This window comes from Gilliamella sp. B3172, from assembly GCF_026536465.1.
Lineage (GTDB): Bacteria > Pseudomonadota > Gammaproteobacteria > Enterobacterales > Orbaceae > Gilliamella.
In genome coordinates, this window is the sequence record NZ_JAFNOA010000003.1 from 217,443 (window position 1) to 243,989 (window position 26,547).

The 26,547-nt window shown below is 39.1% G+C and carries 28 protein-coding genes and 1 riboswitch; of the genes, 14 read left to right on the forward strand and 14 right to left on the reverse strand.

Annotated features, from left to right (window positions below):
* Positions 1-55: 55 nt before the first annotated feature.
* Positions 56-1,408 (reverse strand): MFS transporter, encoded by a 1,353-nt coding sequence (locus tag J3U37_RS05665; RefSeq protein WP_220219024.1) that lies wholly within the window; start codon positions 1,406-1,408, stop codon positions 56-58.
* Between the two features lie 222 nt (positions 1,409-1,630).
* On the opposite strand from J3U37_RS05665, the gene J3U37_RS05670 reads away from it, so the two are divergent.
* The 4 genes from J3U37_RS05670 to J3U37_RS05685 all read left to right on the forward strand — a co-directional run bounded on the left by J3U37_RS05670 (position 1,631) and on the right by J3U37_RS05685 (position 4,696).
* Positions 1,631-2,194 (forward strand): DNA-3-methyladenine glycosylase I, encoded by a 564-nt coding sequence (locus J3U37_RS05670; protein WP_220219025.1) that lies wholly within the window; start codon positions 1,631-1,633, stop codon positions 2,192-2,194.
* A gap of 14 nt (positions 2,195-2,208) precedes the next feature.
* Positions 2,209-2,808 carry a YdcF family protein gene (locus tag J3U37_RS05675; protein ID WP_267373736.1) on the forward strand — a complete coding sequence of 200 codons (600 nt, stop codon included), beginning with the start codon at positions 2,209-2,211 and terminating at the stop codon, positions 2,806-2,808.
* A gap of 110 nt (positions 2,809-2,918) precedes the next feature.
* Positions 2,919-4,280: a tRNA uridine-5-carboxymethylaminomethyl(34) synthesis GTPase MnmE gene (gene mnmE, locus J3U37_RS05680; RefSeq protein WP_267335481.1), complete on the forward strand. Its 1,362-nt coding sequence runs from the start codon at positions 2,919-2,921 to the stop codon at positions 4,278-4,280.
* A gap of 212 nt (positions 4,281-4,492) precedes the next feature.
* The gene (locus J3U37_RS05685; RefSeq protein WP_220219028.1) at positions 4,493-4,696 is read left to right on the forward strand and encodes a heavy-metal-associated domain-containing protein; all 204 of its coding nucleotides are present in this window, start codon (positions 4,493-4,495) and stop codon (positions 4,694-4,696) included.
* Positions 4,697-4,787: 91 nt separating this feature from the next.
* Here J3U37_RS05685 and thiD read toward each other — a convergent pair whose 3' ends face one another.
* From thiD to J3U37_RS05750, 13 genes are all read right to left on the reverse strand, one after another.
* Positions 4,788-5,582 (reverse strand): bifunctional hydroxymethylpyrimidine kinase/phosphomethylpyrimidine kinase, encoded by a 795-nt coding sequence (gene thiD, locus J3U37_RS05690; protein WP_267373737.1) that lies wholly within the window; start codon positions 5,580-5,582, stop codon positions 4,788-4,790.
* Entirely contained in the window at positions 5,579-6,235 is a 657-nt protein-coding gene (gene thiE / locus J3U37_RS05695; protein ID WP_267373739.1) for a thiamine phosphate synthase, read from the reverse strand. Before thiE ends, thiD begins: the two co-directional genes overlap by 4 nt.
* A gap of 9 nt (positions 6,236-6,244) precedes the next feature.
* A complete protein-coding gene (thiM, locus tag J3U37_RS05700; protein WP_267373740.1) occupies positions 6,245-7,033 on the reverse strand; it encodes a hydroxyethylthiazole kinase in 789 nt (262 codons plus the stop codon).
* Positions 7,034-7,081: 48 nt separating this feature from the next.
* A riboswitch (TPP riboswitch) is annotated at positions 7,082-7,184 on the reverse strand.
* A 38-nt stretch (positions 7,185-7,222) separates the two neighbouring features.
* Positions 7,223-8,584 (reverse strand): Trk system potassium transporter TrkA, encoded by a 1,362-nt coding sequence (gene trkA, locus J3U37_RS05705; protein WP_220219032.1) that lies wholly within the window; start codon positions 8,582-8,584, stop codon positions 7,223-7,225.
* 117 nt (positions 8,585-8,701) lie between these two features.
* The gene (trpS, locus tag J3U37_RS05710) at positions 8,702-9,697 is read right to left on the reverse strand and encodes a tryptophan--tRNA ligase (RefSeq protein ID WP_220219033.1); all 996 of its coding nucleotides are present in this window, start codon (positions 9,695-9,697) and stop codon (positions 8,702-8,704) included.
* A 51-nt stretch (positions 9,698-9,748) separates the two neighbouring features.
* Positions 9,749-10,444 (reverse strand): phosphoglycolate phosphatase, encoded by a 696-nt coding sequence (locus tag J3U37_RS05715; RefSeq protein ID WP_267335472.1) that lies wholly within the window; start codon positions 10,442-10,444, stop codon positions 9,749-9,751.
* Complete coding sequence (gene rpe, locus J3U37_RS05720; RefSeq protein WP_267373741.1) at positions 10,437-11,114, reverse strand: ribulose-phosphate 3-epimerase; 678 nt, start codon at positions 11,112-11,114, stop codon at positions 10,437-10,439. The genes J3U37_RS05715 and rpe overlap by 8 nt, the downstream gene beginning before the upstream one ends.
* A 38-nt stretch (positions 11,115-11,152) precedes the next feature.
* A complete protein-coding gene (locus J3U37_RS05725; RefSeq protein ID WP_267328602.1) occupies positions 11,153-11,974 on the reverse strand; it encodes a Dam family site-specific DNA-(adenine-N6)-methyltransferase in 822 nt (273 codons plus the stop codon).
* 49 nt (positions 11,975-12,023) lie between these two features.
* Complete coding sequence (locus tag J3U37_RS05730; RefSeq protein WP_267373743.1) at positions 12,024-12,800, reverse strand: SPOR domain-containing protein; 777 nt, start codon at positions 12,798-12,800, stop codon at positions 12,024-12,026.
* A gap of 67 nt (positions 12,801-12,867) precedes the next feature.
* Positions 12,868-13,389 (reverse strand): shikimate kinase AroK, encoded by a 522-nt coding sequence (gene aroK, locus J3U37_RS05735; RefSeq protein ID WP_065634798.1) that lies wholly within the window; start codon positions 13,387-13,389, stop codon positions 12,868-12,870.
* Between the two features lie 186 nt (positions 13,390-13,575).
* Positions 13,576-14,538, reverse strand: a complete 963-nt coding sequence (gene gutQ / locus J3U37_RS05740; RefSeq protein WP_267373745.1) for an arabinose-5-phosphate isomerase GutQ — start codon at positions 14,536-14,538, stop codon at positions 13,576-13,578.
* Positions 14,539-14,738: 200 nt separating this feature from the next.
* Positions 14,739-15,362, reverse strand: a complete 624-nt coding sequence (locus J3U37_RS05745) for a LysE family translocator (RefSeq protein WP_267328600.1) — start codon at positions 15,360-15,362, stop codon at positions 14,739-14,741.
* On the reverse strand, positions 15,362-16,813 hold the full coding sequence (locus J3U37_RS05750) for an LTA synthase family protein (protein ID WP_267373747.1): 1,452 nt from the start codon (positions 16,811-16,813) through the stop codon (positions 15,362-15,364). The genes J3U37_RS05745 and J3U37_RS05750 overlap by 1 nt, the downstream gene beginning before the upstream one ends.
* Positions 16,814-17,161: 348 nt before the next feature.
* Here J3U37_RS05750 and J3U37_RS05755 point away from each other — a divergent pair, with 348 nt between their 5' ends.
* The 10 genes from J3U37_RS05755 to J3U37_RS05800 all read left to right on the forward strand — a co-directional run bounded on the left by J3U37_RS05755 (position 17,162) and on the right by J3U37_RS05800 (position 26,527).
* Complete coding sequence (locus J3U37_RS05755; protein WP_267373748.1) at positions 17,162-17,725, forward strand: nitroreductase family protein; 564 nt, start codon at positions 17,162-17,164, stop codon at positions 17,723-17,725.
* 11 nt (positions 17,726-17,736) lie between these two features.
* Positions 17,737-18,939: an FTR1 family iron permease gene (locus tag J3U37_RS05760; protein ID WP_267328597.1), complete on the forward strand. Its 1,203-nt coding sequence runs from the start codon at positions 17,737-17,739 to the stop codon at positions 18,937-18,939.
* A gap of 89 nt (positions 18,940-19,028) precedes the next feature.
* Complete coding sequence (locus tag J3U37_RS05765) at positions 19,029-19,592, forward strand: iron transporter (protein WP_220219043.1); 564 nt, start codon at positions 19,029-19,031, stop codon at positions 19,590-19,592.
* A 100-nt stretch (positions 19,593-19,692) separates the two neighbouring features.
* Positions 19,693-20,940 (forward strand): Fe-S-containing protein, encoded by a 1,248-nt coding sequence (locus J3U37_RS05770; protein ID WP_267373749.1) that lies wholly within the window; start codon positions 19,693-19,695, stop codon positions 20,938-20,940.
* A gap of 25 nt (positions 20,941-20,965) precedes the next feature.
* Complete coding sequence (locus J3U37_RS05775) at positions 20,966-22,252, forward strand: ABC transporter permease (protein WP_267373751.1); 1,287 nt, start codon at positions 20,966-20,968, stop codon at positions 22,250-22,252.
* Between the two features lie 17 nt (positions 22,253-22,269).
* Positions 22,270-23,412 (forward strand): ABC transporter permease, encoded by a 1,143-nt coding sequence (locus J3U37_RS05780; protein ID WP_220219046.1) that lies wholly within the window; start codon positions 22,270-22,272, stop codon positions 23,410-23,412.
* Between the two features lie 10 nt (positions 23,413-23,422).
* Entirely contained in the window at positions 23,423-24,082 is a 660-nt protein-coding gene (locus J3U37_RS05785) for an ABC transporter ATP-binding protein (protein ID WP_267328594.1), read from the forward strand.
* A 14-nt stretch (positions 24,083-24,096) separates the two neighbouring features.
* On the forward strand, positions 24,097-24,576 hold the full coding sequence (locus J3U37_RS05790) for a DUF4418 family protein (RefSeq protein ID WP_267373753.1): 480 nt from the start codon (positions 24,097-24,099) through the stop codon (positions 24,574-24,576).
* A gap of 73 nt (positions 24,577-24,649) precedes the next feature.
* Entirely contained in the window at positions 24,650-25,861 is a 1,212-nt protein-coding gene (locus J3U37_RS05795) for an ABC transporter permease (protein ID WP_267373756.1), read from the forward strand.
* Entirely contained in the window at positions 25,862-26,527 is a 666-nt protein-coding gene (locus tag J3U37_RS05800) for an ABC transporter ATP-binding protein (protein WP_267373759.1), read from the forward strand.
* Positions 26,528-26,547 lie beyond the last annotated feature (20 nt).

A 26,547-nucleotide genomic window follows, 5' to 3' on the forward strand; every position in this document is an offset into this window, starting at 1 on the left:
ACTGCAAACTATAAAATAAAAAGCAGGCTAATGCCTGCTTTTTTGTACTTCTTACTTATCGATTATTAGACTCACTTCGCCAGCCTTGTTTGGCTAATGGATAAAAGCCTACAGCGACGGCGATTAATGCCACAAATGAGATATAAATTCCCGCACCAAGATAACTATATTGACCCAGTAAATGATCCGGACTTAATAGATAAATGGTTAACGTTGGCGTAATTGCACTAAACAAGGCATAGGCTAAATTATAAGAAAATGACAGTCCCGAATAGCGGATAGCGGGTGGGAAAGTTCTGGTGCCAATAATTGGTGTCATTGCGATAGAACCAATAAATAATCCAAATATCGCCCAAATTGAATATAATTTGCAGAGCGAAATGTCAGGCGATAGACTGCTATAAAAATAGAGGCTAACAATCGCAAGGCCACCCCAAGAAAGGATAACGGTTTTAGTGGTACCGAGCTTATCTTCTAACCAACCCGAAATAATACAGCCAATGGTTAAGGTTAAGGCTGCAATACAACCACCGATTCGCCAATCAAGGTTGGCAAAGTGGTACATCCCCCCGACAATACGCCCCGGGGTAATTAAAATGCCGACCATAATGGCTGTTGATAATGACCAAGTTAAAAGCGCCACAATCATGCAAGCGGTTTTATGTTTTTTCAAAACGGTCACAACCGGAATATTTTTTTCAATAGCTTTACGGGCAGCCAATTCTTTAAAAATTGGCGTTTCAGATAAAAATCGGCGTAAATAAACTGAAATAACACCAAAAATGCCCCCGACGATAAAGGGAATACGCCAAGCATAATCTAAGATATTTTGGTTGGTAAAACAGAGATCAATAATGATTGTCACAATAAAACCAAGCAAGATACCGCCAGTTATGCCGGATGTTAAGGTGCCAACGCCAAATCCGTAACGTTGTTTTGGCACATGCTCTGCAATAAATACCCAAGCACCGGGCATTTCCCCGCCAATGGCTGCACCTTGTAGCATACGCATTATCAACAGCAGTAGTGGCGCCATAATCCCAATGGTTTCATAAGTGGGTAATATACCAATAATAAAAGTCGGTAAAGCCATCATGGCTACACTTAGCGTGAACATTTTTTTACGTCCGACTTTATCGCCAAAGTGCGCCATGATAATTCCGCCAACCGGACGAACTAAATAACCAGCGGCAAAAATTCCCCAAGCAAAAAGATCCAAGGTTAAAGGTGATAATGTATGGGGGAGGAAAAGCGGTTTGACAATAGTGTCAATATAAAGCGCGTAAATAACAAAATCGTAAAACTCTAACGTTCCACCTAACGATGAGAGCACTAATGTTTTCAAATCCTTGCAATTTAATGGCCGAGCAACGGGTTGCCATTCGGCGTTGATTTCAGATTGACTCATGAACACAACCTTATTGTTATTGTTAAATAAAGATAACCAAATAATTCATCTTTTTTGACGAAATCCTAAATTGAGACAACATTCTGCCATAAAAATTTGTCCTTTTTTTCATCATAAAAAAATTTCATGAGTGAGACAAAACCGGTTATTTGATTTATAATTCTCGGAAAAATTTGGAAAAATTCAGCTTGTTTATAGAAATTTATGTAAGGAAAACTATCTATGTCAACCCCACAATCAAGGCGCTGTAGCTGGGTATCTAATGATCCTTTGTATATCGATTATCATGATAACGAATGGGGAATTGCTCAATATGATAGCCTTAAATTATTCGAAAAACTCTGTTTAGAAGGGCAACAAGCTGGATTATCATGGATTACAGTGTTGAAGAAGCGAGAAGAGTACCGTCGCTGTTTTTTTGATTTTCAGCCGGAAAAAATTATTCAATTAACGGCAGAAAATATCGAAGCTTTATTGCAAAACAAAGGCTTAATACGCAATCGTTTAAAACTCAACGGAATAGTAAAAAATGCGCATGCCTATTTAAATATGCAAAATAACGGTGAAGATTTTTCAACATTTATCTGGTCATTTGTCGAGGGAAAACCGATTATTAATCATTTTAACGATATGAGTGAAGTGCCTATTACTACCGATATTTCTGACAGCATGTCAAAAGCTTTAAAAAAGCGAGGTTTTACTTTTGTTGGTTCGACTATCTGTTATGCTTTTATGCAATCAATGGGATTAGTTAACGATCATTTTCAATATTGTGATAAAAAATAAAGGAAAAAATGACTATGCTTATTAAATTGATCAAGATTTGCTTTATTTTAATCTTTACCTATTTTGTTATTGCCAATATTGTTATTTATTTGTATGCCAATAAAAAACCGGTATCAAATGCGGATACTTTAGTGGTGCTCGGCTCTCAAGTTATAGGCAAGCCGGCTGTTGCGCATCCTACATTAGCTGTAAGATTGGATGTTGCGTATGATTACTTAAAAGATAATCCCCAAACCAAAGTGGTTGTTTGTGGCGGGCAAGGAAGGGATGAGTCGGCAACTGAAGCTAGCGTTATGGCACAATATTTAATCGATAAAGGTATCGAACCTAGTCGAATTTATCAAGAAGATAAATCAACCCGAACAGCACAACAATTTATCTATGCAAATCATGTATTACCTTTAGGTAATACGGTTGTGGTAACCAATGATTTTCATCTGTTGCGTTCAATTATGTTAGCCAAACGTTCAGGTTTTAGCCAAGTATCAGGACTATCAGCACCATTAGCTTGGGATAATATCGATAAATATTACGCATTGATTCGTGAGCCACTTGCACTGGCAAACTCCTGGCTATTTGATCATCCAAGCGATGATATGAAAAACGAGCAATAATTTTAAATCAAAACCTTTAATCAATCGCGGTAAAGCCATTAGTAGCTAATGTTTTTACCGTGCTTCCATGCTATTATTAATCATCAAATTTTAAATTGTTATAGATAAATATGAAATCCGATACAATTGTTGCACAAGCAACGCCACCGGGTCGAGGTGGTGTTGGAATTTTGCGTATTTCCGGGCCTCAAGCTCAAACAGTTGCGCATGCGGTATTAGGAAAATTACCAAAACCTCGTTATGCTGAGTATCTTCCCTTTTTAGCGTCTGATAATACAACGTTAGATGAGGGGATCGCATTATATTTCCCTAATCCTCACTCTTTCACCGGTGAAGATGTGCTTGAATTACAAGGGCATGGTGGGCCGGTAATATTAGATCTGCTACTTAAACGAGTGCTTGAGATACCTAATGTGCGAATTGCAAGACCGGGTGAGTTTTCAGAGCGTGCTTTTTTAAATGATAAATTAGATTTAGCCCAAGCTGAAGCCATTGCCGACTTAATTGACGCCAGTTCTGAACAGGCTGCAAAATCAGCTATATCATCCCTACAGGGGGTATTTTCTAAAAAAGTTAATGCGCTAGTTGAATCATTGATTCACCTAAGAATCTTTACTGAAGCTGCTATTGACTTTCCTGAAGAAGAGATCGACTTTTTGTCGGACGGCAAAATAGAAGCGCAACTTAATGAAGTGATTGCTCGCTTAAACGAAGTTCGTCAAGAGGCTAAACAAGGCTCACTGTTACGAGAAGGCATGAAAGTGGTGATAGCCGGGCGCCCTAATGCCGGTAAATCAAGTTTACTTAATGCACTTGCCGGGCGTGAAGCTGCAATTGTGACCGATATTGCCGGTACGACTCGTGATGTATTACGTGAACATATTCATATTGACGGTATGCCTCTACACATCATTGATACTGCCGGATTGCGTGAAGCCAGTGACGAAGTGGAAAGAATCGGTATTGAACGAGCATGGCATGAAATAGAGCAAGCCGATCGAGTCTTATTTATGGTAGATAGCACAACGACTAATGAAACAAATCCGGAAAAATTGTGGCCAGAATTTATCGAGCGTCTGCCAAAAAATATGCCTGTAACTGTGATTCGTAATAAAGCTGACTTAACCGGCGAGGCGTTAGGTTACAGTGAAATAGATGGCTACTCACTAATTCAACTTTCAGCCCGTACCGGTGACGGTATTGCGCTACTGCGTGATCATCTTAAACAAGCTATGGGCTTTAATGCGAGCACTGAAGGTGGCTTTTTAGCGCGCCGCCGCCATTTGCAAGCACTGGAAAAAGCCGCTCAGCACTTAAGCAATGGGCATTATCAATTAATGACTTTTCATGCCGGTGAATTACTCGCTGAGGAGTTAAGACTTGCGCAAGAAGCTTTAAGTGAAATTACCGGAGAGTTTACTTCTGATGATTTGCTTGGGCGCATATTTAGCTCATTTTGCATTGGTAAATAGAAGATGTATTTCAACTGTTAAGCTAGGCTAAATATCCGCTTATTTGTCGTTTTATCATACTAAGTTGGTAGTTTGGTTTTAGGCTGTTTTGGCGTAATATATAAAAACTTTTTCATTTTTAGCATAGCGTTTTGTTAAATAGCTAATCTATGCGCTCAGCCGGTTAATTATTTACAAAACCATGTTATTTCCAATAAAACAGAGGGTTAATTATGAAATTAATAGTCGATAATATGAGTTGTCAGCACTGTGTTAATGCTATCACTAAGGCGATTAACGATATCGATCCAAAGGCTAAAGTGACGGTTGATTTAGCTAAACATGAAGTTGATATCGACGGCGGAACCATTTCGCAAGAAGCCGCTATTGCTGCGATTAATGAAGCCGGTTATGAATTTGTTGGTATTGCCTACTAGTTTTAATGATTTCAATTATGACGGTTTCGGGCAAAATTTCAGTTAAATAAAAAACAGTGTTAATTTGTCCGAAACCTCAGTTATCAATCGATCACCACCATTGGTAAAAGTGGTGCGTTGGTCCAATACCTTTTCCGATACTTAAATCATCAGCATGGCTAATGGCGCCATATAAATAATCTTTCGCTTGTTTGACTGCCTGCGCTAAACTGCGTTGAGGTAATAACGCAGCAATTGCCGCAGATAAGGTGCAACCTGTGCCATGGGTATTTTTGGTTTGAATTCTTGGTGAAGACATAGTGATAATTTCATCATGTGTGATCAAGTAATCCGGGCTTTCATGCCCCGGCAAGTGTCCGCCTTTCATTAGCACAGCTTGACAGCCTAATTTAAGCAGCGCTTGCCCCTGTTTTAGCATATCATTTTCGTTGCTAGCTTCGTCACAATCTAACAAGGCAGCCGCTTCCGGCAAGTTTGGGGTGATAACAGTTGCCAGTGGCAATAATTTTTCACGAATTGCAGTGACAGCGTCGGATTTTAATAAGCGGTGCCCACCTTTGGCAACCATAACGGTGTCTAGCACAATGTTATTTATAGGGTTATTTTTTAATAACTGATAGACCGTCGACACTATCTCTTTGTTCATCAACATACCGATTTTAACACTGTCGATGTTGATATCCTGATATAACGTATTAAACTGCGCTTCAACAAATTGTGGCGATATAGCCAGCACGTCATCAACGCCTTGAGTGCTTTGCGCAGTGAGAGCAGTAATTACCGACATCCCATAAGCGCCTAATGCTGAAAATGTTTTTAAATCAGCTTGAATACCAGCACCACCACTTGGGTCGGAGCCGGCGATGGTTAAGGCGATTGTTGTCATAATATTTTTTCCTGTCGAGCTTGTTGTATTTTATTAATCAGCGATGCGGTTGCCTGTGCGACATTTTTTTGTCCACAAATGGCGGAAACCACGGCAACGCCGTCAATACCTGTTTGAATAACTTGGCTAATATTATTGATATCAATGCCACCAATGGCTACAGCAGGGCATTTTTTCAGTTTTACTTGTTGAGTCAGCAGCTCAATTCCCATAGCTGTTGCCGCATCTTTTTTGGTTGATGTTGGAAAGATTGGACCAATTCCCAAATAATCGACTTGTTGCCAGTCAACCGCATTAAGTTGCTCTTGATTGGAAACTGAAAACCCTAACCATTTATCCTTACCGATTAAACGGCGAGTAACATCGACAGGCAGATCACTTTGCCCAATATGGACACCGTCTGCATCAATAGCGAGTGCGATATCGATATGGTCATTAATAAATAGCGGGACAGGGGTGTCGGCTAGTGCGGTTTTCAGTGCTAAGGCGGCATGATACCACGCTTTACCTGTTAGCGCTTGCTCAGATCTTAACTGCACAGCAGTAACGCCATTAGCAACAGCAATTTCGGTCGTGTTTACCATACCATTAATACCACCACACAATAAGGGATCGAGAACTAAATATAAGTCCAAATTCAATTGTTTTTTCATCAGATTTCCTTATCCATGGTGTGAATTAAACAGTGAAAGCTTGTCGATAATTGATACGGCATAACTGCCTAAGCCATGGTGTTTGTTAGCTTGTTCACCCGCTTTTTTCATCATCAAACAGGCCGAAGCACAAGCTAATAACGTATCGTCTGAGCTAGCGATAAAGGCCGCCACCATTGCCGACAGTGAGCAACCGGTTCCGGTTACTTTCGTCAATGCAATATCACCGCCTTCAATGCGGTATGTGATTTGACCGTTAGTCACATAATCAATATCACCGGTCATTGCAACAATGGTTTGATACTTTTGTGCTAACTGCTTTGCCGCTTCAAGCGCCTGTTCGGTTGAATCTTGGCTATCAGGCCCGTTTGAGCAAGATTGCTCACCGCTTAATGCCAAAATTTCTGATGCATTACCGCGAATGGCAGTGGGCTTAAATGCCAATAGTTGATGAGCTATTGCGGTGCGATAAGGCAATGCGGGACCAACAGCGACCGGATCGAGCACCCAAGGTGTTTGGCTTTGTTGTGCCTGCTTTGCAGCAATCAGCATGCTTTGCGCAATATTATCCTCAATTGTTCCAATATTAACCAATAAACTGCTGGCAACGCTAACAAAATCGGCAACTTCTTGCTTGGCAACAATCATTGCAGGTGATGCGCCAATAGCCAGTAACACATTGGCAGTGAAATTTTGTACTACATCATTTGTTATACAGTGGACCAGGGGATGTTGTTGTTTGACGTTATTAATAAAGGGAGTGGCTTGGGCTAAATCAAACATTTTGGCTTGTGACATATTCATTCCTTATCATCTATTTATTGGGAAGAATTTGCCAGATTAAGCGCAATGTGGCTCAGACTTCCCTACGCTGGTATGATCCAGATCAGGTTCAACGGGTAAACTCTCAGTTTTTTGCAAAAGGCAAAAAACACCCCGAGTCAAATTTTTTTAGTTATTATGAACTTACTATCGGTTTTAAACAAGCTATTGTAATAATCTTTCGATATCTGTTATCACTTTTCTTTCCGGTAGGAAGATAATTAAATGATCGCCATCTTCAATAGTTAAATCCGTGTTGACGATAATGACATCTTCACCACGAACAACAGCCCCAATGGTTGCGCCGGACGGTAATTTTAGTCCGTTGATATTTTTGCCGACCAGTTTGGAGCTCTCATTGGTGCCATTAGCCACCACTTCGACAATTTCCGATTCGCCTTGTCGAAGTGAAATCACTTTTACAACGCCGGTTTGTCTTACATGGCTCAGTAGCTCTGAAATCGTTGCGTGTTGTGGGGAGATAGCAATATCAATCACACTATCATTAATCAATTCCAAATAAGCCTGCTTTTGGATTAACACAATAACTTTTTTGGCGCCCATTCTTTTGGCCAGCATTGAAGACATAATATTTGATTCATCATCGCTGGTTACAGCAATAAACAGATCAGTTAATTCGACTTGTTCTTGCGATAAAAGCTCTTGGTCGGACGATTCACCATGTAAAACAGTGGTATTAACTAACTGTTCAGCAATAAATTCTGCCCGTTCCGCATCCCGCTCAATCAACTTGACTTGATAGTCGTTCTCTAACCGCTTAGCTAAGGCAACCGCAACCCCGCCACCACCGCTAATTATAATTCGTTTGTAAGGTTTCTCTAACCGTTGTAGCTCGCTGGTTACCGCTTTAATATTCACCGGAGGAGTAATAAAGTAGACCATATCACCGGCTTCAATAAGTGTAGAGCCTAATGGACGAATAAAGCGATTTTGGCGATAAATCGCCACCACTCGAGCTTCAACATGCGGGAGATGCTCTTTGAGTTCGGACAGTTCACTACCGACTAAAGCGCCACCATAATATGCAGTAACAGCAACTAGACAGACCCGATTATCATAAAACGAGGCAAATTGAAGAGCGCCGGGATATTGAATTAATTGACTGATATGATTTGTGATTAAATTTTCTGGTGCAATAATGTGATCGATATTAATACAATCTTTATTGAAAAAAGGGTATCGTTCATCATTGTATTCCGGCGCACGAATACGGGCGACTTTTTGCGGAATGTTAAACATGACATGACCAATCTGACAAGCCATCATATTAACTTCGTCAGAATTGGTAACCGCAACGAGCATATCAGCCGATTCAGCACCAGCGCTTTCCAACACTTGTGGATAAGAAGATTTTCCTACAATGACTTGTAAATCAAAACGCTCTTGCAAAGATTGCAATTTTTCGTGATCTTCATCAACCACAGTGACATCGTTTTGTTTATCGGTTACCAGATACTCTGCCAGCGCACTGCCGGTTTGTCCTGCACCAAGAATTATAATCTTCATTGTTAACCCATAATAGTTAAATGGCTTTAAAGCTTACAGTGTCAACTTTTTTGCTTACTAAAGCCAATTAATATTGTTCAATGTTTATCGCGACTTGTGTCGTCTGTCGAATCGTTATTATACAAAACCGATAGCATCGTACACTTTTCTCAATGTCGGCTCAGCTTTTGAGCGTGCTTTATCAGCACCTTCACGCATAATTGAAAACAGGTACGTTTCATCGTCACGGTATTGGTGATATTTAGCTTGTAAAGCCGTTAACATATCAATAACTTGTGTTGCTACTTCAGTTTTCAAGTGGCCGTACATTTTGCCTTCAAACTCTTTTTCAAGCTCAATTATTGGTTTGCCCGTGATGCCGGTTAAGATATCTAACAGATTCGAAACTCCCGCTTTATTTTTTAAATCATAACGTACAACCGGTGGCTCATCAGAATCGGTCATGGCTCGCTTAATTTTTTTCTCAATATCTTTTGGATTTTCAAGTAAACCAATGACGTTGTTACGGTTTTCATCTGATTTAGACATTTTCTTAGTCGGTTCTTGAAGTGACATCACTCTTGCACCGACTTTCGGAATAAAGGGCTCTGGTACCGTAAATATCTCACCATAAAGCGCATTAAAGCGCATCGCAATATCACGTGATAGCTCAAGATGTTGTTTTTGATCATCACCAACTGGCACTAAATTAGCTTGATAAAGTAAAATATCGGCAGCCATAAGCACCGGATAATCAAATAAGCCGGCATTAATATTCTCACTATGGCGTGATGATTTATCTTTAAACTGCGTCATACGGCTCAGCTCGCCAAAGTAGGTGTAGCAGTTTAATGCCCAGCCAAGTTCGGCATGGGCTGGCACATGTGATTGAACAAAAATGGTACTTTTTTGCGGATCGATGCCACAAGCTAAATAGAGTGCTAAGGTATCGAGCGTCGCTTTGCGTAGTTTTTGTGGATCTTGACGTACCGTTATCGCATGTTGATTGACGATACAGTAAACGCAATCATATTCATTTTGCAACGCCACCCAATTTTTTAAAGCGCCTAAGTAGTTGCCAAGTGTTAGTTCTCCTGATGGCTGAGCGCCACTAAATACAATCGGTTTACTCATAATTAATTCCTAATCTGTTTTCTCTTTATTTGTGCTAATTATTTGTGCTAATTATTTTTTTGCGTCAGCTTTGGGCTGAGGTAATAAAGTTAATATATCTTTAAAATCATCCAGTAAAAAATCGGGATGACTGGTTGCAATAGATATACCATAATTATAACCATAGCTTAATGCAACTGTTGGGCAATTGGCATTTTTTGCCGCATCAATATCATTTTTAGAATCGCCGACAAATAATAATTGCGAGCTAAATAGTCCAAACGTTGCCATAACTTGATAAAGTGGCGCCGGATGCGGTTTTAATTTAATCACATCCCCACCGCCTAGCACTAACGAAAAATAGTCTTTAATGCCTAATGAACTGAGCAGTGCAGGTAAGAAATGCGCTGGTTTATTGGTCACTAAAGCTAAAGGGTAGTGATTATCGTGTAGGATTTTTAACGTTTCTTTGACATGCGGAAACAGTTTTGTTTGGGCATCCATGACTTTGTCATAGTGTTGATTAAAGCGATCTTTTGCTTGATGAAATAATTCTGTAGAAGGTGTTACCTCAATGGCTTTAAACACACGTTCTAGCATAACATCAATACCATTACCCACCCAATTTTTGACTTGTTCATTGGTAACTGTCGGCAGATTTAAGTCGGCCAACATTTGCTTAGCAGCTAAGGCCAGTCCGGGCACACTGTCAACTAAAGTGCCGTCGAGATCAAAGGCAATTGCCTGAATATCATCAAGTTTAGGCATGTTTTACTCCTGATAACGCTTTTCGCATGGCATCAATAACGGTTTTATAGTCGGGTTGACCAAATATAGCTGAGCCGGCAACAAACATATCGGCACCTGCTTTTGCTATTTCGGCGATGTTTTCAACTTTTACCCCGCCGTCGATTTCAAGTCTGATATTTTGCCCCGATTCGACAATCCGCTTTTTCACTTGTTGTAGTTTTTTTAGCGTTGAGGGGATAAATGATTGTCCACCAAAGCCGGGATTGACACCCATTAATAAGATAATATCGACTTTGTCCATGACATAATCTAAATAATCCAATGGTGTTGCCGGGTTGAAAACCAAACCGGCGGTACAACCATGATCTCTAATAAGTTGTAATGAGCGATCAAGATGAATGGTCGATTCGGGATGAATAGATATGTTAGTCGCGCCGGCTTTCGCAAAAGAGACAATCAGCTCTTCAACCGGCGATGCCATTAAATGCACATCAATTGGCGCTTTGATTCCATAGTCACGAAGTGCCTTGCAGAACATTGAACCCATAGTTAAATTTGGCACAAAGTGGTTATCCATTACATCAAAATGGACTACATCCGCCCCGGCATCAAGTACTTTTTGGGTATCTTCGCCAAGACGGGCAAAATCGGCTGATAGTATTGATGGCGCTATAATAAACTCTTGCATTACATACCTCTACTGATAAAGCCTTTATCAATATCACTTTATGACTTTTGATATAAGGCTAAGATTTCATCAATTTTTTTGCGCCCTTCACCTGCGCAACTAATTGAGCGACGCATTTCAGCACGATAAAGATATCGCGCTTTATTGTATAAAGTTCTTGTATAATCAGTATCATGATTAGATACCAGAACCGGAACATTATTCTCATAAGCCATGTTTTCGGCTAATTGCGATAATTTCTTATGCTCATCAAATCCAAAATTATTGGAGTAGTAAGCAGTAAAACCTGCTGAGTCATTGGGCGAAAGATAGGGAGGATCGCAATAAATCACTGAATTATGTTTAGCTTGTTTCATGACATCATGATAAGGCGCACAAATAAACTCAGCATTTTGCGCTTTTTTAGCAAAAAAATAGAGCTCTTTTTCAGGGAAATAAATTGTTTTATAACGTCCAAATGGCACATTAAATAATCCACTGTTATTATAGCGACAAAGACCGTTGTAACAGTGGCGGTTTAAATAGACAAACAGAAGCGATCTAATATACTGATCTTTGCTCCCATTAAACACATCTCGTAACTGATAAAATGCATCAGCTTGGTTATTTTGCTTACTAAATAGTAATTTAAGATCGCTAATAAACTTATCAGGACTTGTTTTTAATAAGTTATAAAGTGCAATTAAGTCATGATTGATATCAGCTAAAATATAACTTTTATAATTGGTGTTTAAAAAAACGGAGCCAGCGCCAACAAAAGGCTCAATGAGTTGATCCCCTTGTGGTAGATATCGCTTAATCGTGTCTACGAGCTCATATTTTCCTCCAGCCCATTTTAAAAAGGCTCGCTGCTTCTTCAACGGAAACTCCTATTTTGTTATTGCCAGGATAAATGAACGATATCCTTTATTATTTTGCAGTTTTTTCTTTATTGATCGTTGCACCAGATTTGATCCATGGTTTGTCGTTTTGTAAAGCATCGGGTAATGATTTAATCGCCTTTTTCGCTTCATCAGCGGTGGCGTAATTACCTTGAACTAAAATATACCAAGTTTCATTGTTACGTTTGGTTTCGTAAATCTGGTAATTGGTCAAATTATGTTGCTTAACGAGTTTTCTTAATCCCTCAGCTGATTTAGACGCACTAAGTTGGACAGCATAGTGTTCGTCTTTAATTATCGCTGAGTTTGTTGAAGTATTAATTTCTGGTTTATGACTAACAGGCTCAGGCTTCTGCGTAGTTTGCGATGAAGCTGGCGGTGTAGTCGGTTGGCTAGTGCTTGCTCCATTAGCCGAATTCGGTGCTTGTGTTGGGTTATTGCTATTATCATTGCCGCCAGATTGCGTAACATGGCTCTGTGCACTATTTGAGCTACCATTAGTTGTCTGACTATCAACCGGTTGTGGCGGTTGAATAGCAGGATTAGGTTGCTGCTCGGTTACGCTATTTGGCTCTTCCGGTGGAACGCCATTGACTACCGGCGGCGTTAATGAAGTTGGTTCGTTATTTGTTGAAGGACGAAATACGACTAAGCTAAGTAATAACAGAATTATTACAACTGCCATAAGCATAATAGTCAATTTTCTTTTTGAGTAGTTTTGAAGAAAATTTGGCAATTGCATTAAAGGCGTAGACTTCTTGTAAGAATTTTCTGATACATATCGATCATTTTTATCTACACGCATATTCTCTCCTTAACCCAACATCTGGTTTATTGCTCAACAATTCAAGCCACTGAAGAATGTCAATGACTTAGATTTGCTCTATTTTCTCAATGATATAACCAGCAACACCTTTAGCACTTTGCTCATCAGTTTTTATTGTGATATCTGCTATCTCTTCATAAAGTGGTTCACGTTCACCGGCAAGCTCTTCATAAAGTTCTCTTGGGGTGTTACCACCTTGTAATAATGGACGGCGTTTATCTTTTTGAGTCCGTGCCATCTGTTTCTCAATGGTTGTTTCAAGATAAACAACAATACCACGTGCTGATAATCGATTCCGTGTCTCTTTAGATAAAACCGATCCGCCACCTGTTGCCAGTACAACACCTTGTTTTTCAGTCAATTCGTTAATGACTTTCTCTTCTCTGGCTCGGAATCCGTCTTCACCTTCTAAGTCAAAAATCCATGCAATATCAGCACCTGTACGTTTTTCAATCTCTTGATCGGAGTCAAAAAATTCCATGCCCAACTGTTGTGCAATTTGTCGGCCTATTGTGCTTTTTCCTGCCCCCATTGGGCCAATTAGAAAGATATTTCGCTTTTCTGCCATTGTAGTTTCATCATCTATTAATTTTGGTTAAAATTTACAACACAATATCAACTCGTTATGATTGGTAATATCATTTTGGTTTGTCATTGTGTAACTTTTCTTGGATCTCCGTCTAACGACAAAAATTTAGGTCGGTAATTATCTCAATAGATAGCCCCTTTTTGCAATAGGTATTTATCAATAGTTTTAGCTTATACCTGCTTGGTGCAAATCATGAATGTTTAAAGCACCGACTAATTCCCCTTCGCTATTGACTACCGGTGCAGCGGTAATGTTATGATCATTAAATGTTTTTAATGCTTCTACTGCTTTCCAGTTTTCGGGGATTCGATAACCCGGGCTGGTCATCACTTGGGCAATACTATCTTGTAAAGTGCCATTTTTTAACAATAAACGGCGCAGATCACCGTCTGTAAATACGCCGATTATTTGGTTATCGTTATGGCATATAGCAACCAAACCAACACCGGTACGACTTAATTCTAGCATAGCATCAAGGACGGTTGCACTTTCCGGCACTTTAGGAATTAAATCACCTGTTCGCATGACATCTTTAACTTGATTAAGTAATTTTGCCCCTAAGCTTCCAGCCGGATGTGAACGCGCAAAGTCCTCTTCTTTAAAGCCTCTGGCACGCATGACAGCAATCGCAAGCGCATCGCCCATTAGCAGCGTGTTAGTTGAGCTTGAAGTCGGCGCCAGTCCCATAGGACAAGCCTCTTTTTCAATTGAGATATCCAGTACTGCTTGTGCCGCCTTAGCTAGCGGGGAGTCCAGCCCACCAGTGATAGCTATTACCGGAATATTCATGGCCGATAGTATCGGTAAAATAAAGTTAAACTCTTTAGCTCGCCCGGAGTAGGATATTAAAATCGCAATATCATTTTCAGTCACCATACCCAGATCGCCGTGTAAGGCTTCAGACGGGTGCATAAAAAAAGCCGGACTGCCGGTACTGGCAAGTGATGCTGCAATTTTTTTGCCAATGTGACCTGATTTTCCAATGCCGGAAACCACCACTTTGCCTTTGGTCGATAAGATCAGTTGGCAAGCTTTGATAAAATCTTTACCGAGTCGATTAGGTAACTTTTGTGCTTCTTGCAGTTCGAGCTCAAGCAGTTCTTGACCATACTGTAATAATTTATCCATTTCAATTAGCCTAGCGTTTGGGTAAATGTGAATGACAACTTTTTATGATTAAAACGATAAGTTAAACGAATATAAAAAGTCTGACTGTCAACAGTTTAACAATTAACTATTGAATATTCAAAAAGAAACGTTTTTTGTCAAGAAGTTTCAGAAAATGTATACGTTTCAGTATAAAACAGATTTTAAATTACGCAAAATATTTAAAATCCTAATGCGACTTTCACCCCTAATATAATAAGTATCACGCCCAGTAATTTATCAATTAAAAATTGAATTTTAAAGTAGCGCCGTTGGACGGTTTGGGTCTGAAAAATAAAAACGACAAACGGCCACCATAACACAGCTAAAAGCCAGATAATTAGCGCCACTAAGCATTTATCTAAAAATGAAGATTGCGCATTGAGTAGTTGGGTAAAAATCGCTAAAAAAAACAGCGTTGCTTTGGGATTCAGTAAATTACAAAAGAGACCTTGCATAAAGGCTGATTTAGCAGAGATTTGGTCTCTAACCACGCCTTGACTGATATAGGTAGTCCCACCGTTTCGGGCAAGCAGCGCTTTAATTCCCAGCCAAAAAAGATAAATCGCCCCGGCATAACGCAGTAAATCATAAATTAACGGTGTGGCAGTAATGAGCATAGCAATACCTGCGACACAATAACTCATATGAATTAAAATTGCCGTTATCACGCCAAAACATGTTAGCAGCGCTGTTTTTCGGTTATAACTTAAACTGTTTTTCAGCACCAGAAAAAAATCAGGACCGGGCGAAACCATACCCAAAAAGCTGACGGTTGTAACTAAAACGATTGTATCAAGCGTCATTATTTGTCCTGTTTATACTCTTGAGCGGCATGATTTAACGTTGCTATATTGGACTTATTTTGTTCAATGAACTGTTTTTTATCAAAATTTGGAGTGGTTAAATAGTCCGTTAAAAATTTAGCGTTGGTATTAACTTGTGCGCCGTTTAAGATTAAACGAGGTAGATCAATTTGATAGATTGTTTGATCTGTTGATTTTTGTAGATTCTCAGTTTTGGCATTAGTTAATAAGTAAAGTTTGCGTTCTTTTTCAGAAAGGCGATTAATTGTTGGTGTGCCTGACCCCATCATGAGGTGATCGGGAAAGATATAAAACACCGTATCATCTAATAAATTATTTTCTTTTAAATACGCAATAAATTTCCCTACATTATGATCAAGGGATGCGGCCACAAACGACATGTTATCATCCTTTGGAGAAATGACTGATGTCATGCGCTCATCATTAAAACCATTTGGCGCATGTGTTGAAATGGTTGAAATAAATAGCGCAAAGGGCTTGCCGGAATTGTGCAATTGAGTAACCTGTTTTTGGGCGATATCTAAGATATCTTTATCATATAATCCAAATGGCGCAACCGGATATTGTCCAACATAATTTTTTTCAGAGATAACTTGCATGCCTAATAGTTCTGCGATGTGTCCAATACCAGCAAAATCGGGGCCAGACATAACATAGCGTGTTTGGTAGCCCGCTTGCTGAAGTACATCCCCCAAACTAACCAGCTTAGTTTTGTCCGCTTTCATTAAAGGCGAGGTGCTATATCCGCCAATTAAAAACGGCATACCCGTCATATAAGTATACATCGAGGCGGTTGTCCAGCTACTTCCTGCTGCCATTGGCATATTCGGGAAAAAGGTAAACTCTTGGCGTAATTGTCTTAAGTTAGGGGTGATATCGGCAAAATCAAAAAAGCCTTGCTCGAAGGATTCTAACGACAGAACGATAATATTTTTACCTTGCTGTGTGTGAACTTGTTGTTTATGCGGATAATCAACCATGTTCATCGATTGTAACGCTTGGTCGAAGGGTTTTTCATCGGCAGTGGTGACTTGATATATTTCGTATAAACGACTGAAAGGTCCGTTATGATAACTGAGCGATGCAATAGCTAAAGTGGCTAGCAATAAACGGTAAGGTAGACGAAATTTACGCCTACAAAAGTTCGCCAATTTGATTAATCCAATGATTAAGGCAAAAAAAACAGCAATGACTAAGACAGCTTGAAATTTAAAGATGAATAATCCTTCAATAATATCATTTATATTCAAGTTGACATAGAACTGATAGTCTATAAACCCGCCACTAAAATAGATAGAGGTCAGTTCCATAACAATAAAAACAGTCATTAACACAATTGTGTCTCGTCGCAAAGCTCTGCTGCCAATTAAAGAAGCAGAAGTAATCGCTAAAATAAAAAGGGGTAATACCACCCATGTAGATAAAGGCATAAAATGTTGTACTCAAATTTTCAATAAAGCAATTAGCATCAGTATATACTTAATGATAAAAAAAATAAAAATCGCTATTTATAGGTAGTGATAGAAGTTAGCTGGTTTTTGATTAATTTACCAACTAAATTTTTAATTTTATCGAATAAATTAGTAAATCCTTATATTTTATAAGGTTGTGTTTAATGATAATTATTGCTATTTAATGTTGATAATTAACAATAATAGCAATAAGATATGGCTAAAATTTTATCAAGGTTCCAGAGGTCTGCTATGCCGTGCCTATTACGGAAGATAGTTGTCATATTGTTCTTGTCCATTTCTCCTTTGTCTCTCTGTTATGCAGACATGTCTTTGCCTTCTCCTCAAACTCAAGACGGTATGAGTTTATTCGAAAGCCTAAAAAAACGCTCTTCAACGCCTGGTGGGGGTTTTCCGGTAGGTACTATTTCAGATGAGGAGCTTTCGAACATACTTTGGGCTGCCAGTGGCTTAAATCGTGGTAAAACGGGTTGGACAGTGCCAATGGTAAAAGGCAAAGCTCCGTACGTTCGAATTTATGTCACTGGTGAGAAAGGTACCTTTTTATACGAATGGGAAGGACACTATCTGCGTGAGATAAATAATCAAGACTTACGTGGCGATATTGCTATGCAAAATTTCACCAAACGTGCTGCTTACTCTTTAATTTTTGTCTCTGATAGCGAAGCATTAACCGACTTTTCGCCTGATCAGGCCAATGATTTTAGTCAGATAGCTGTCGGTGCGATGAGTCAAAATGTCTATCTTGCCGCGACAGCTTTAAAACTCAGTGTTAGATATATTCATTCAATCAAACCAGATGTAATATCACAACAATTGCAACTACCGGAAAACAGCAAGCCAATTGGAATAGTGTTACTAGGTAAATAAGGAGTAAGGAAGTGAAACGATTTTTAACATTAGCATTGTTGCTTGTTGCCAGTATCGTTACTTTTGTACCAACATCTTATGCCACTGACAAAAAATATGAGTCTTGGAATGCCATTGTCGATGAAATGGATATCATTCTAAATGATGCTTATGACATCTACTTTATGAAAGATATTAACAAGGCAAAAGATCGTGTCAATAATGCCTATTTTGGCTTTTATGAAAAACATGGTGTAGAACGGGCGGTAATGTCCTATATTTCCGGTAAACGAGGCACCGATACCGAATATCAGTTTGCTAAAATTAAACGTTTAATGACATCTAATGCACCGAATAAAGTGGTGCGAGCCGAAATCGATGTGATTTTAAAAATGCTGCATGAAGATGCTAATGAATTAGACGGCAAAAAAGAGAGTGGTTGGAGTGTTTTCTTCGCTTCATTTATCATCATATTCCGTGAAGGTTTAGAGGCGATATTGGTTGTTGCCGCAATCTCAGCTTATCTGGTCAAAACCAATAATAAACCGATGTTAAAAGTGGTTTACCTAAGTTCATTGTTTGCTATTTTTGTCAGTATTTTAACCGCAATTGCCTTACATACTATTGTTGGTTTGAGTGGCGCTAATCAAGAGATTATGGAAGGTGGCGCCATGTTATTAGCCACGGTAGTACTCTTTTTTGTCAGCAATTGGATGATCTCCAAATCCGAATCTGAAGCATGGAAAAGTTATGTTGAAGGTAAAGTACAAACGGCTGTTACAACCGGTAGTAGTATTGCTTTGGGCTTTGCTGCCTTCTTAGCCGTGTTTAGGGAAGGGGCTGAAACTATTATCTTTTATCAAGCCATGTTAGCCGATGCTAAAGAGCATATGGATATGGTTTGGTACGGACTTGGCGTTGGCGGGATAATCCTTGCCTTCATCTTTATTGTTATTCGTTTTGGTGCAATTCGATTACCACTTAAACCATTCTTCATCTGTACCAGTGTATTGATGTACATTATGGCAATTGCTTTTGCTGGCGGTGGTGTAAAAGAGTTGCAAGAAGCCGATATTATTCAGGTAACACCGGTTGATTTTATCAGTTCTGTTGAAATTTTAGGTATTTATCCTACGGTTGAAACATTAATTCCGCAAGTAGTAATGGTAATGCTCGTAATAGTATCTGTCTTATATTACAAATTTAAATCGACAAATAAGGCAGTTTCTAATTAAGTAACAAGATTGATTGTGACACAATGGGAAATTGTGTCGCATTAAAAGAGTAACAACACATAATCATAAACGAAGTTAAGGAGTATTCAATGAAAAAATTAGTTTTAGCCGCAGGTATTTCTTCAATCCTTGCATTTTCATCATTCGCCAATGCCGAAGCACCCGCACCCGGTGAGGAAAAAGGCTTTGAAGAGTTCCCAATTGGTGAAGAAGTGACAGTCGGTCCATTAAATGTGAGTGCTGTTTATTTCCAACCTGTTGATATGGAACCTGCTGGCATGGGCGGATTACCTGCATCAAAATCAGATATGCATTTAGAGGCAGATATCTCAGCTAATGAAGATAATGTTCTTGGTTATGGTATCGGTACTTTTGTCCCTTATCTAACAGTGAAATATAAAATCCAAAAAGAAGGGAGCGACAATGTTATCGAAGGTAACTTTATGCCAATGAATGCTTCTGACGGTCCACATTATGGTAATAACGTTAAATTAGACGGTGCAGGTAAATATAAAGTGACATTTATTATTGAAAGCCCGGAAAAACAAGGTTATTTATTACATGTTGATAAAGAAACCGGTGTTGAAGGTCGTTTCTGGACTACACCGTATGAAGTATCTTGGGACTTCGATTTTATTCCACGTGCATGGTAATTATCGTTTTTTTAAATAAATTTTTTTAATTTATGCAATAAGTCATATTGTTGGCGAGTAGCAAGCTCGCCAATGATATTGTAATAATTAGGCAATGGTTATGCTTCAATACCTTATCAATGTTACCGATAATACGTTTGTTCCTGTCATTATGATAGCGCTGCTAAGCGCAGTTATGGTTAAATCCAATTACTCTCATTGTAAAAGATACATTACCGTTGGTTTTTTATTAGGTTTTGTTGCTGCACTCATTTACGCCATTTTAAAACGCACTACCGGCATTGCCATTCGGGAATTTTATGATCTCGGTGTGATTATTCCTTGGTTGGTTATCGCTTTACCGCTATTAATTTGTCTACTGGTAAAATCTTGCCATAATCGATTTAGTCAAGCGCTGTTGATTGTTTCATCCGGTTTAGCTATTGGCTTATTATCTGCTCAATTTGTCCCGAATTTACTGCTTTATCCTTTTGAATTTGATGTTGGCATGGAGTCAATTTTTAATCATGATTACCTGTCTAAGTGGGTGGGCTACGGTTTTTCCTTAGTTGTCACACTCTTAATTGGCTTATTTGCTTACAGAATGTGCCTCAGACTCGCCGATAAATTTGTGGTATTGATAACGGCACTTGCAATCACTATTTTAACCCTTGCAAATGGCATCAATTTTATCCAAATTTTAATTGTCCGGCGTTTTATTGCGCCACAAAAATGGATGATGGAACTAGTCATTTTTGTGTTAGCGCATGTTAATTTATTTATCTTTGCATTTATGGCCATAGCGCTTTGCCTTACCGCCGTTTTATATTTTAAAGCCAATACAACCTCATTAGTCGGGAGCAATCCTGCGCAAGTGCGTAAACTCAAAGCTAAGTTACGTCAAGATAGGCGAACTTCCCTATGGATGATTGCCACAGTAGCCATAACTGCCTACACCGTAACCCGTGCCCGATACATTTTTGAAAAAGGGGTTGAACTTACCCCAGCTGAGCCAGTTACGCCTGATGCCAATGGTTTAATTGTCATCCCGCTTGAGAAAGTCAATGACGGTAATTTACATCGTTATGGATATAAGGCAACCGACGGCACACTTGTTCGTTTTATTGTCATCAAAAAAAGTGAAAATGCTTACGGCGTAGGGTTTGATGCTTGCGATATTTGTGGGGCAAGCGGTTATTATCAACGAGGCAATCAAGTTGTCTGCATTTTGTGTGATGTGGTGATGAATATTGCAACAATCGGATTTTCAGGCGGTTGCAATCCGGTACCGCTTAAATATGAAATTATCGACGGTAATATGGTGATTCGCCCGGCTAATTTAGAAGCAGAAAAAAGCCGCTTTAAATAAAAGGCGATTTGCAAAGGAAGAAAATATGTTTCGCAGAATGTTACTTAGCGTTTTAGTTCGTCAAAAAAAGAAGCTGTTTTTGATTGCCTTAACCGTTGCATTGGGCGTCTCACTAGCAACGGCTATGTTAAATGTGATGTTTGATGTAGGGGATAAAGTTAACCAAGAATTAAAAGCCTACGGTGCAAATCTCAATATCGTGCCTAAAGGTACAGCCTTAGTTAGTGAAATGTATCAGCTTGATAATAGTGAAACCGAGCAAGCAGTACAATACATTAAGCAAGATGATTTAGTCAAAATAAAGATGATTTTTTGGGCCTATAACATTGTCGATTTTGCCCCTTACTTAACCACTCAAGCAACCTTCCACGATAAACCGGTTACCGTTGTTGGAACATGGTTTAACAAACACTTGACCATTCCAACCGGTGATGAAGTTGATACCGGCATGTTAGCGATGAAATCCTGGTGGACTATAGACGGTAACTCGATGAAAGATGATAATTTACAGGGTGTTATGGTTGGTGAAGCGATTGCTAAACAGTGGAATTTGCAAATCGGTGATAAAATTGAATTAACTTCACCTTATACCCAAAACCGGGCTACTTTAACCGTTAATAACATTTTCCACAGTGGCGGTATTGAAGATTCACAACTTTATGTCTCTTTACCTGTGGCGCAAAATTTAGCGAATAAAGTCGGATTAGTCGAGCGGGTTGAAGTCAGTGCCTTAACTACCCCGGAAAACGATCTAGCCCGAAAAGCCGCACAAGACCCTTCCAGCTTGTCACGCACACAGTGGGACACATGGTATTGCACCGCTTACATTAGTTCAATAGCCTATCAATTAGAAGAGTTAATGCCGGATGTCAAAGTAAAAGCAATTATGCAAGTTGCCGAATCGGAAGGCTCAATTTTGCAAAAAACGCAATTACTCATGTTACTGTTAACCATTTTATCGTTGATCTGTTCAGCGTTGGCGATTTCGAATCTGGTTACGGCTAATGTGATTGAACGCAGTACCGAAATCGGTCTATTAAAGGCTTTAGGGGCGACAAATACGTCGGTGGCAATGTTAATCTTAACTGAGATTTTAATTATTGCGCTATTAGGCGGCATAGCAGGTTATTTTATTGGATTAGGTTTTGCACAAATCATTGGGCACACGGTCTTTGGTTCGTTTGTTCAGCCTAAAATGATTATCATACCGTTAGTACTTATTATGGTCAGTTTGATAACCATTCTCGGTAGTTTACCGGCACTACGGATTATGATGTTTTTACGCCCAACAGATGTGTTACATGGCAGGTAAAGGAAAAGGCAAAGATCATGATAAATAAAAATCAACGATTTATTATAAAAACGCTTGTCAGTTCCCTTATTCGTCGGCGTTCTCGAATGGCAATTGCTTTACTTGGTGTGGCTATTGGCGCAACGGTGTTACTGGGTATGGTAACGCTTTGTTATGATATACCACGGCAAATGGGGCAAGAGTTCCGTTCTTACGGCGCCAATATGCTCTTAATGCCCGCCAATAACCAATCGACTATGTCAATGGCGGATGTGACTAAAGTCGTTAAACTGTTACCGCAAGATAAGCTACTTGGCGTTACCCCATTTCGCTATGACGCAATACGCAGTAATCAACACCCCTATACCATTGTTGGGACTGACTTTAAGCAGGTTATTAAAACCAGCCCTTATTGGCAAATTGAAGGGAAACTTCCTGAGCATCCAAATGAAATTTTGATCGGAACCGATATCGCTAATTTTGCAAAATTGACCATTGGTAGCACGATGCCTGTCACAGGTAAATCGAAACAAAATGCCCGCTTTGATGAAGATTTAACTATTACCGGTATTGTTAAAACAGGTCGCTCAGAAGACAGTTTTATTTTTATTGCTTTGCATGATTTAGAGCAGTTTCTTGAAGAAAGCGATCAAGCTGAGGTGGTTGAAGTAAGTATTACCGCCACTCAAGATGAACTAAAACACGATATTGAGATAATAAAAAAGCAGTCCGATAGTATTGAGCCGCATCTAATTAAATGGGTAACACAATCGGAGTCCTCAGTATTAGGTAAGCTTTCTTCCTTACTTTATCTGGTGACGTTTGTGGTATTAATGTTAACGATGATATGTGTCGCAACCACCATGATGACCGTTGTAATGGAACGACGCAAAGAGATCGGGCTAAAAAAAGCAATCGGGGCGAATAATCGAAGCATTGCCAAAGAGTTTCTTGCTGAAGGGCTAATTTTAGGTGTTTTGGGGGGGATTATTGGTGTGATTTGTGGACTGATCTTTGCACAGGTCATTAGTACCAATGTTTTTGGGCGCACTATTAATGTTGAATTTTACCTTATCCCAACGACAGTTGTGGTATCAGCTATTGTGACAGTCATTGCGTGTTTAATTCCGGTAAAACGAGCGCTCGAAGTGGAGCCGGCATTAGTTTTACGTGGCGAATAGGATGTAAAGAATGAATATACTTCAAGTCAATAATGTATCAAAGATTTATGGATCACTTCATGCCTTATCAGAGGTGAATTTAACCGTTGAGGAAGGTAAATGGTTATCGATTATGGGACCGTCAGGGAGTGGCAAAACGACGTTAATGAATATTATCGGCTGTATGGATAAACCGTCGTTAGGATCAGTGATTTTAGATGGGCAAGATATAACTCAGCTCTCTTTACCGCAGTTGACTGAAATTCGTCGCGATAAAATTGGATTGATCTTTCAACAATTCCATTTAGTGTCCTATTTAACTGCGTTAGAAAATGTGATGGTTGCCCAATATTACCACAGCATGGTCGATGAAAAAGAAGCCTTACAAGCCCTTGAGAGAGTTGGGCTTGCCGCTCGAGCTAAACATTTACCACGTCAGTTATCTGGTGGTGAACAGCAACGTGTTTGCATTGCTCGAGCCTTGATAAACTATCCAAAGTTAATTTTAGCTGATGAACCAACCGGTAATTTAGATGAAAGTAATGAAGCCATGGTCATGAACTTATTACATCAATTACACGAAGAGGGCAGCACCATTATTGTCGTAACCCATTCGCCCGAAGTATCTAAACATGCACAAACAACTGTTGTACTTGAGCATGGCAAAGTTGCACAAGTAATTAATAATTAAGAAAGGTTAGTAAAATGAAAAATCGTATGCTTTCATCATTCTGTTTTATGTTTCTCGGATCAATGATTATCTTATTCCCCCTTTATATTTTACCCGTTTGCCCACTCCCCGAAGTGGCATCAATGCCGGCTGATACTATGGCCAGTGAAGCGGCTAATGCAGGGCATATGCATAGCAGTGGTGGCAAGATAATGAAATGTTTTTGGACTGCCAAAGCCGAACTAGGTGTGGGCGCTTTGGTTATGGCTATCGGTTTTTTGATGCTATTTTCTCGCACCGTATTTATCCGAATGGGATTAAGCTTGGCTTTAGCTTGCATTGCGATATTAGCAGGCGCAATTCCAACTGTTTTAATCGGTGTTTGCGGTAATGAAATGATGCGATGCAATATCGGCGCAAAACCAGCGTTAGTGTTACTGTCATTAGTGTTATTTATTGTAGCTATTATCAATATTGTTAGTTTAAATAAAATGACCAAAAGAAATTGGATGTAACTTAAGAAACTTTGAGTTTATTTTTCTTAAGACAGATAAGTAAAACAAATCAATGAATGACTGGAATTAAAACATGCAAGAAAAACCTATTACCATAGCTAGTTTAGCATGGCGAAATATTCAACGGCGGCCGTTTCGTAGTTGTTGTTTGATTATCATCATTATGCTTTTTTCTGCAACGCTATTTGGTGGTAGTGTGCTGATGAAAAACCTAAGCTTGGGCATTGCCGGTATGGGCAATCGCTTAGGGGCTGATATTTTGATTGTGCCACATGGTTATGAAAAAAATCTTGAAGTGGCGCTGTTGCGTGGTGAGCCGAGTAGTTTTTATCTTAAAGTTGATTTGATTGATAAAATTAAGAATATCAAAGGAATTGATGCCATTTCGCCTCAACTTTTTATTGCCTCGTTAAATGCCGGCTGTTGTAGCTCCAAAGTGCAATTAATTGGCTTTGATCAGCATAGTGATTTTGTGATTAAGCCTTGGCTTCAAACCCAATTATCTCAGCCACTGAGCGATAATAAAGTAGTGGTAGGGGCTAAAATCACATCCGAAGTGGGCGATGAAATCAGGTTTTTTAATCATCCATTCAAAATTGCGGCGAAAATGGATAGCACCGGAATGGGGTTTGATACTTCAGTTTTTATGACTATGTCAGCAGCGCAAGCATTAATGAGAGACGCCAAATTAATCGAGGGTGATGTTGAACACTTTAATAACTATGCTTCATCTATTTTTATCAAAGTCGATCCAAATTATTCACCGAAAGATGTGGTCAATCAAATTATGCCCAAATTTGCTATTGACTATAACCTTGATTTTGTGATGACTAAAGGGATGTTAAGTAATATTGCTAAATATCTAAATAGCTTCTCAACAATTGTTTATAGTTTATCTGCTCTATTTTGGGTACTGGCAATTATTGTGATCTTCGTTATCTTCTCTTCATCACTAAACGAACGTAAACGGGAAATTAGTATTTTACGGATTTTAGGCGCTTCACGTCGTGATTTAGTGAAAATGTTATTACGTGAATCACTAATTATTTGTGCATTAGGTGGAATTGCTGGAATAGTGATTGCTGGCGTATTGCTATATGCCTTTAGTTTATTGATCTGCCAATCAATAGGGCTTCCTTGTGTTAATATCGGATTATTAGATGTCTTAATTTATGCTAGCGTGGTGTTTGTTTTAACATTAATAATTGGACCATTTTCAAGTATCTATTCAGCTTTATCCATGACTAAATTTGATACATATCGCACGCTGCGAGAGGGTGAATAAATGCTATTAGATATCAAAAATTTACGCAAAGATTATCAACGAGGTGAGCAAACTTTTTCGGCAGTGAATAATGTTAGTTTTTCAATGGCTGAAAATGATTTTATCTGTATTATGGGTAAATCAGGCAGTGGCAAAACCACACTACTTAATATGATTGCAGGCTTACTGACCCCAACTCAAGGCAAAATTATCATCAATGGCACTAATTTGTTTGAGCTTAATGATCAGCAAGTATCTGCTTTTCGTAATCAGCATATTGGTTATGTTCCGCAAGGGAGTAGTTTGCTCCCTAATTTAACTGCGCTGGAAAATATTCGATTACCCTTTTATCTGACTAAGCGCCCAAATCAAAGCACATTAAATATAGCTAAACAATTGCTGGAAAAAGCGAAAGTCGCTGATTTACAAAATGCTTATCCGGCAAATATGTCAGGTGGAGAGATGCGGCGCATTGCCATATTACGTGCACTGATTTGTCAGCCCAAAATCATTATCGCTGATGAACCGACAAGCGATTTGGATGAAGAGAGCGCCACTGAAATTATGCAACTTTTGTCAGATATTCATCAGCAAGGTACGGCTTTATTAATTGTTACCCATGATAATGATGTGGCAAGCTATAGCCAAAAAATTGTGAAAATGTCATCAGGTCGCTTAATTGACTAATCAAATAAGTCAGTTTAATG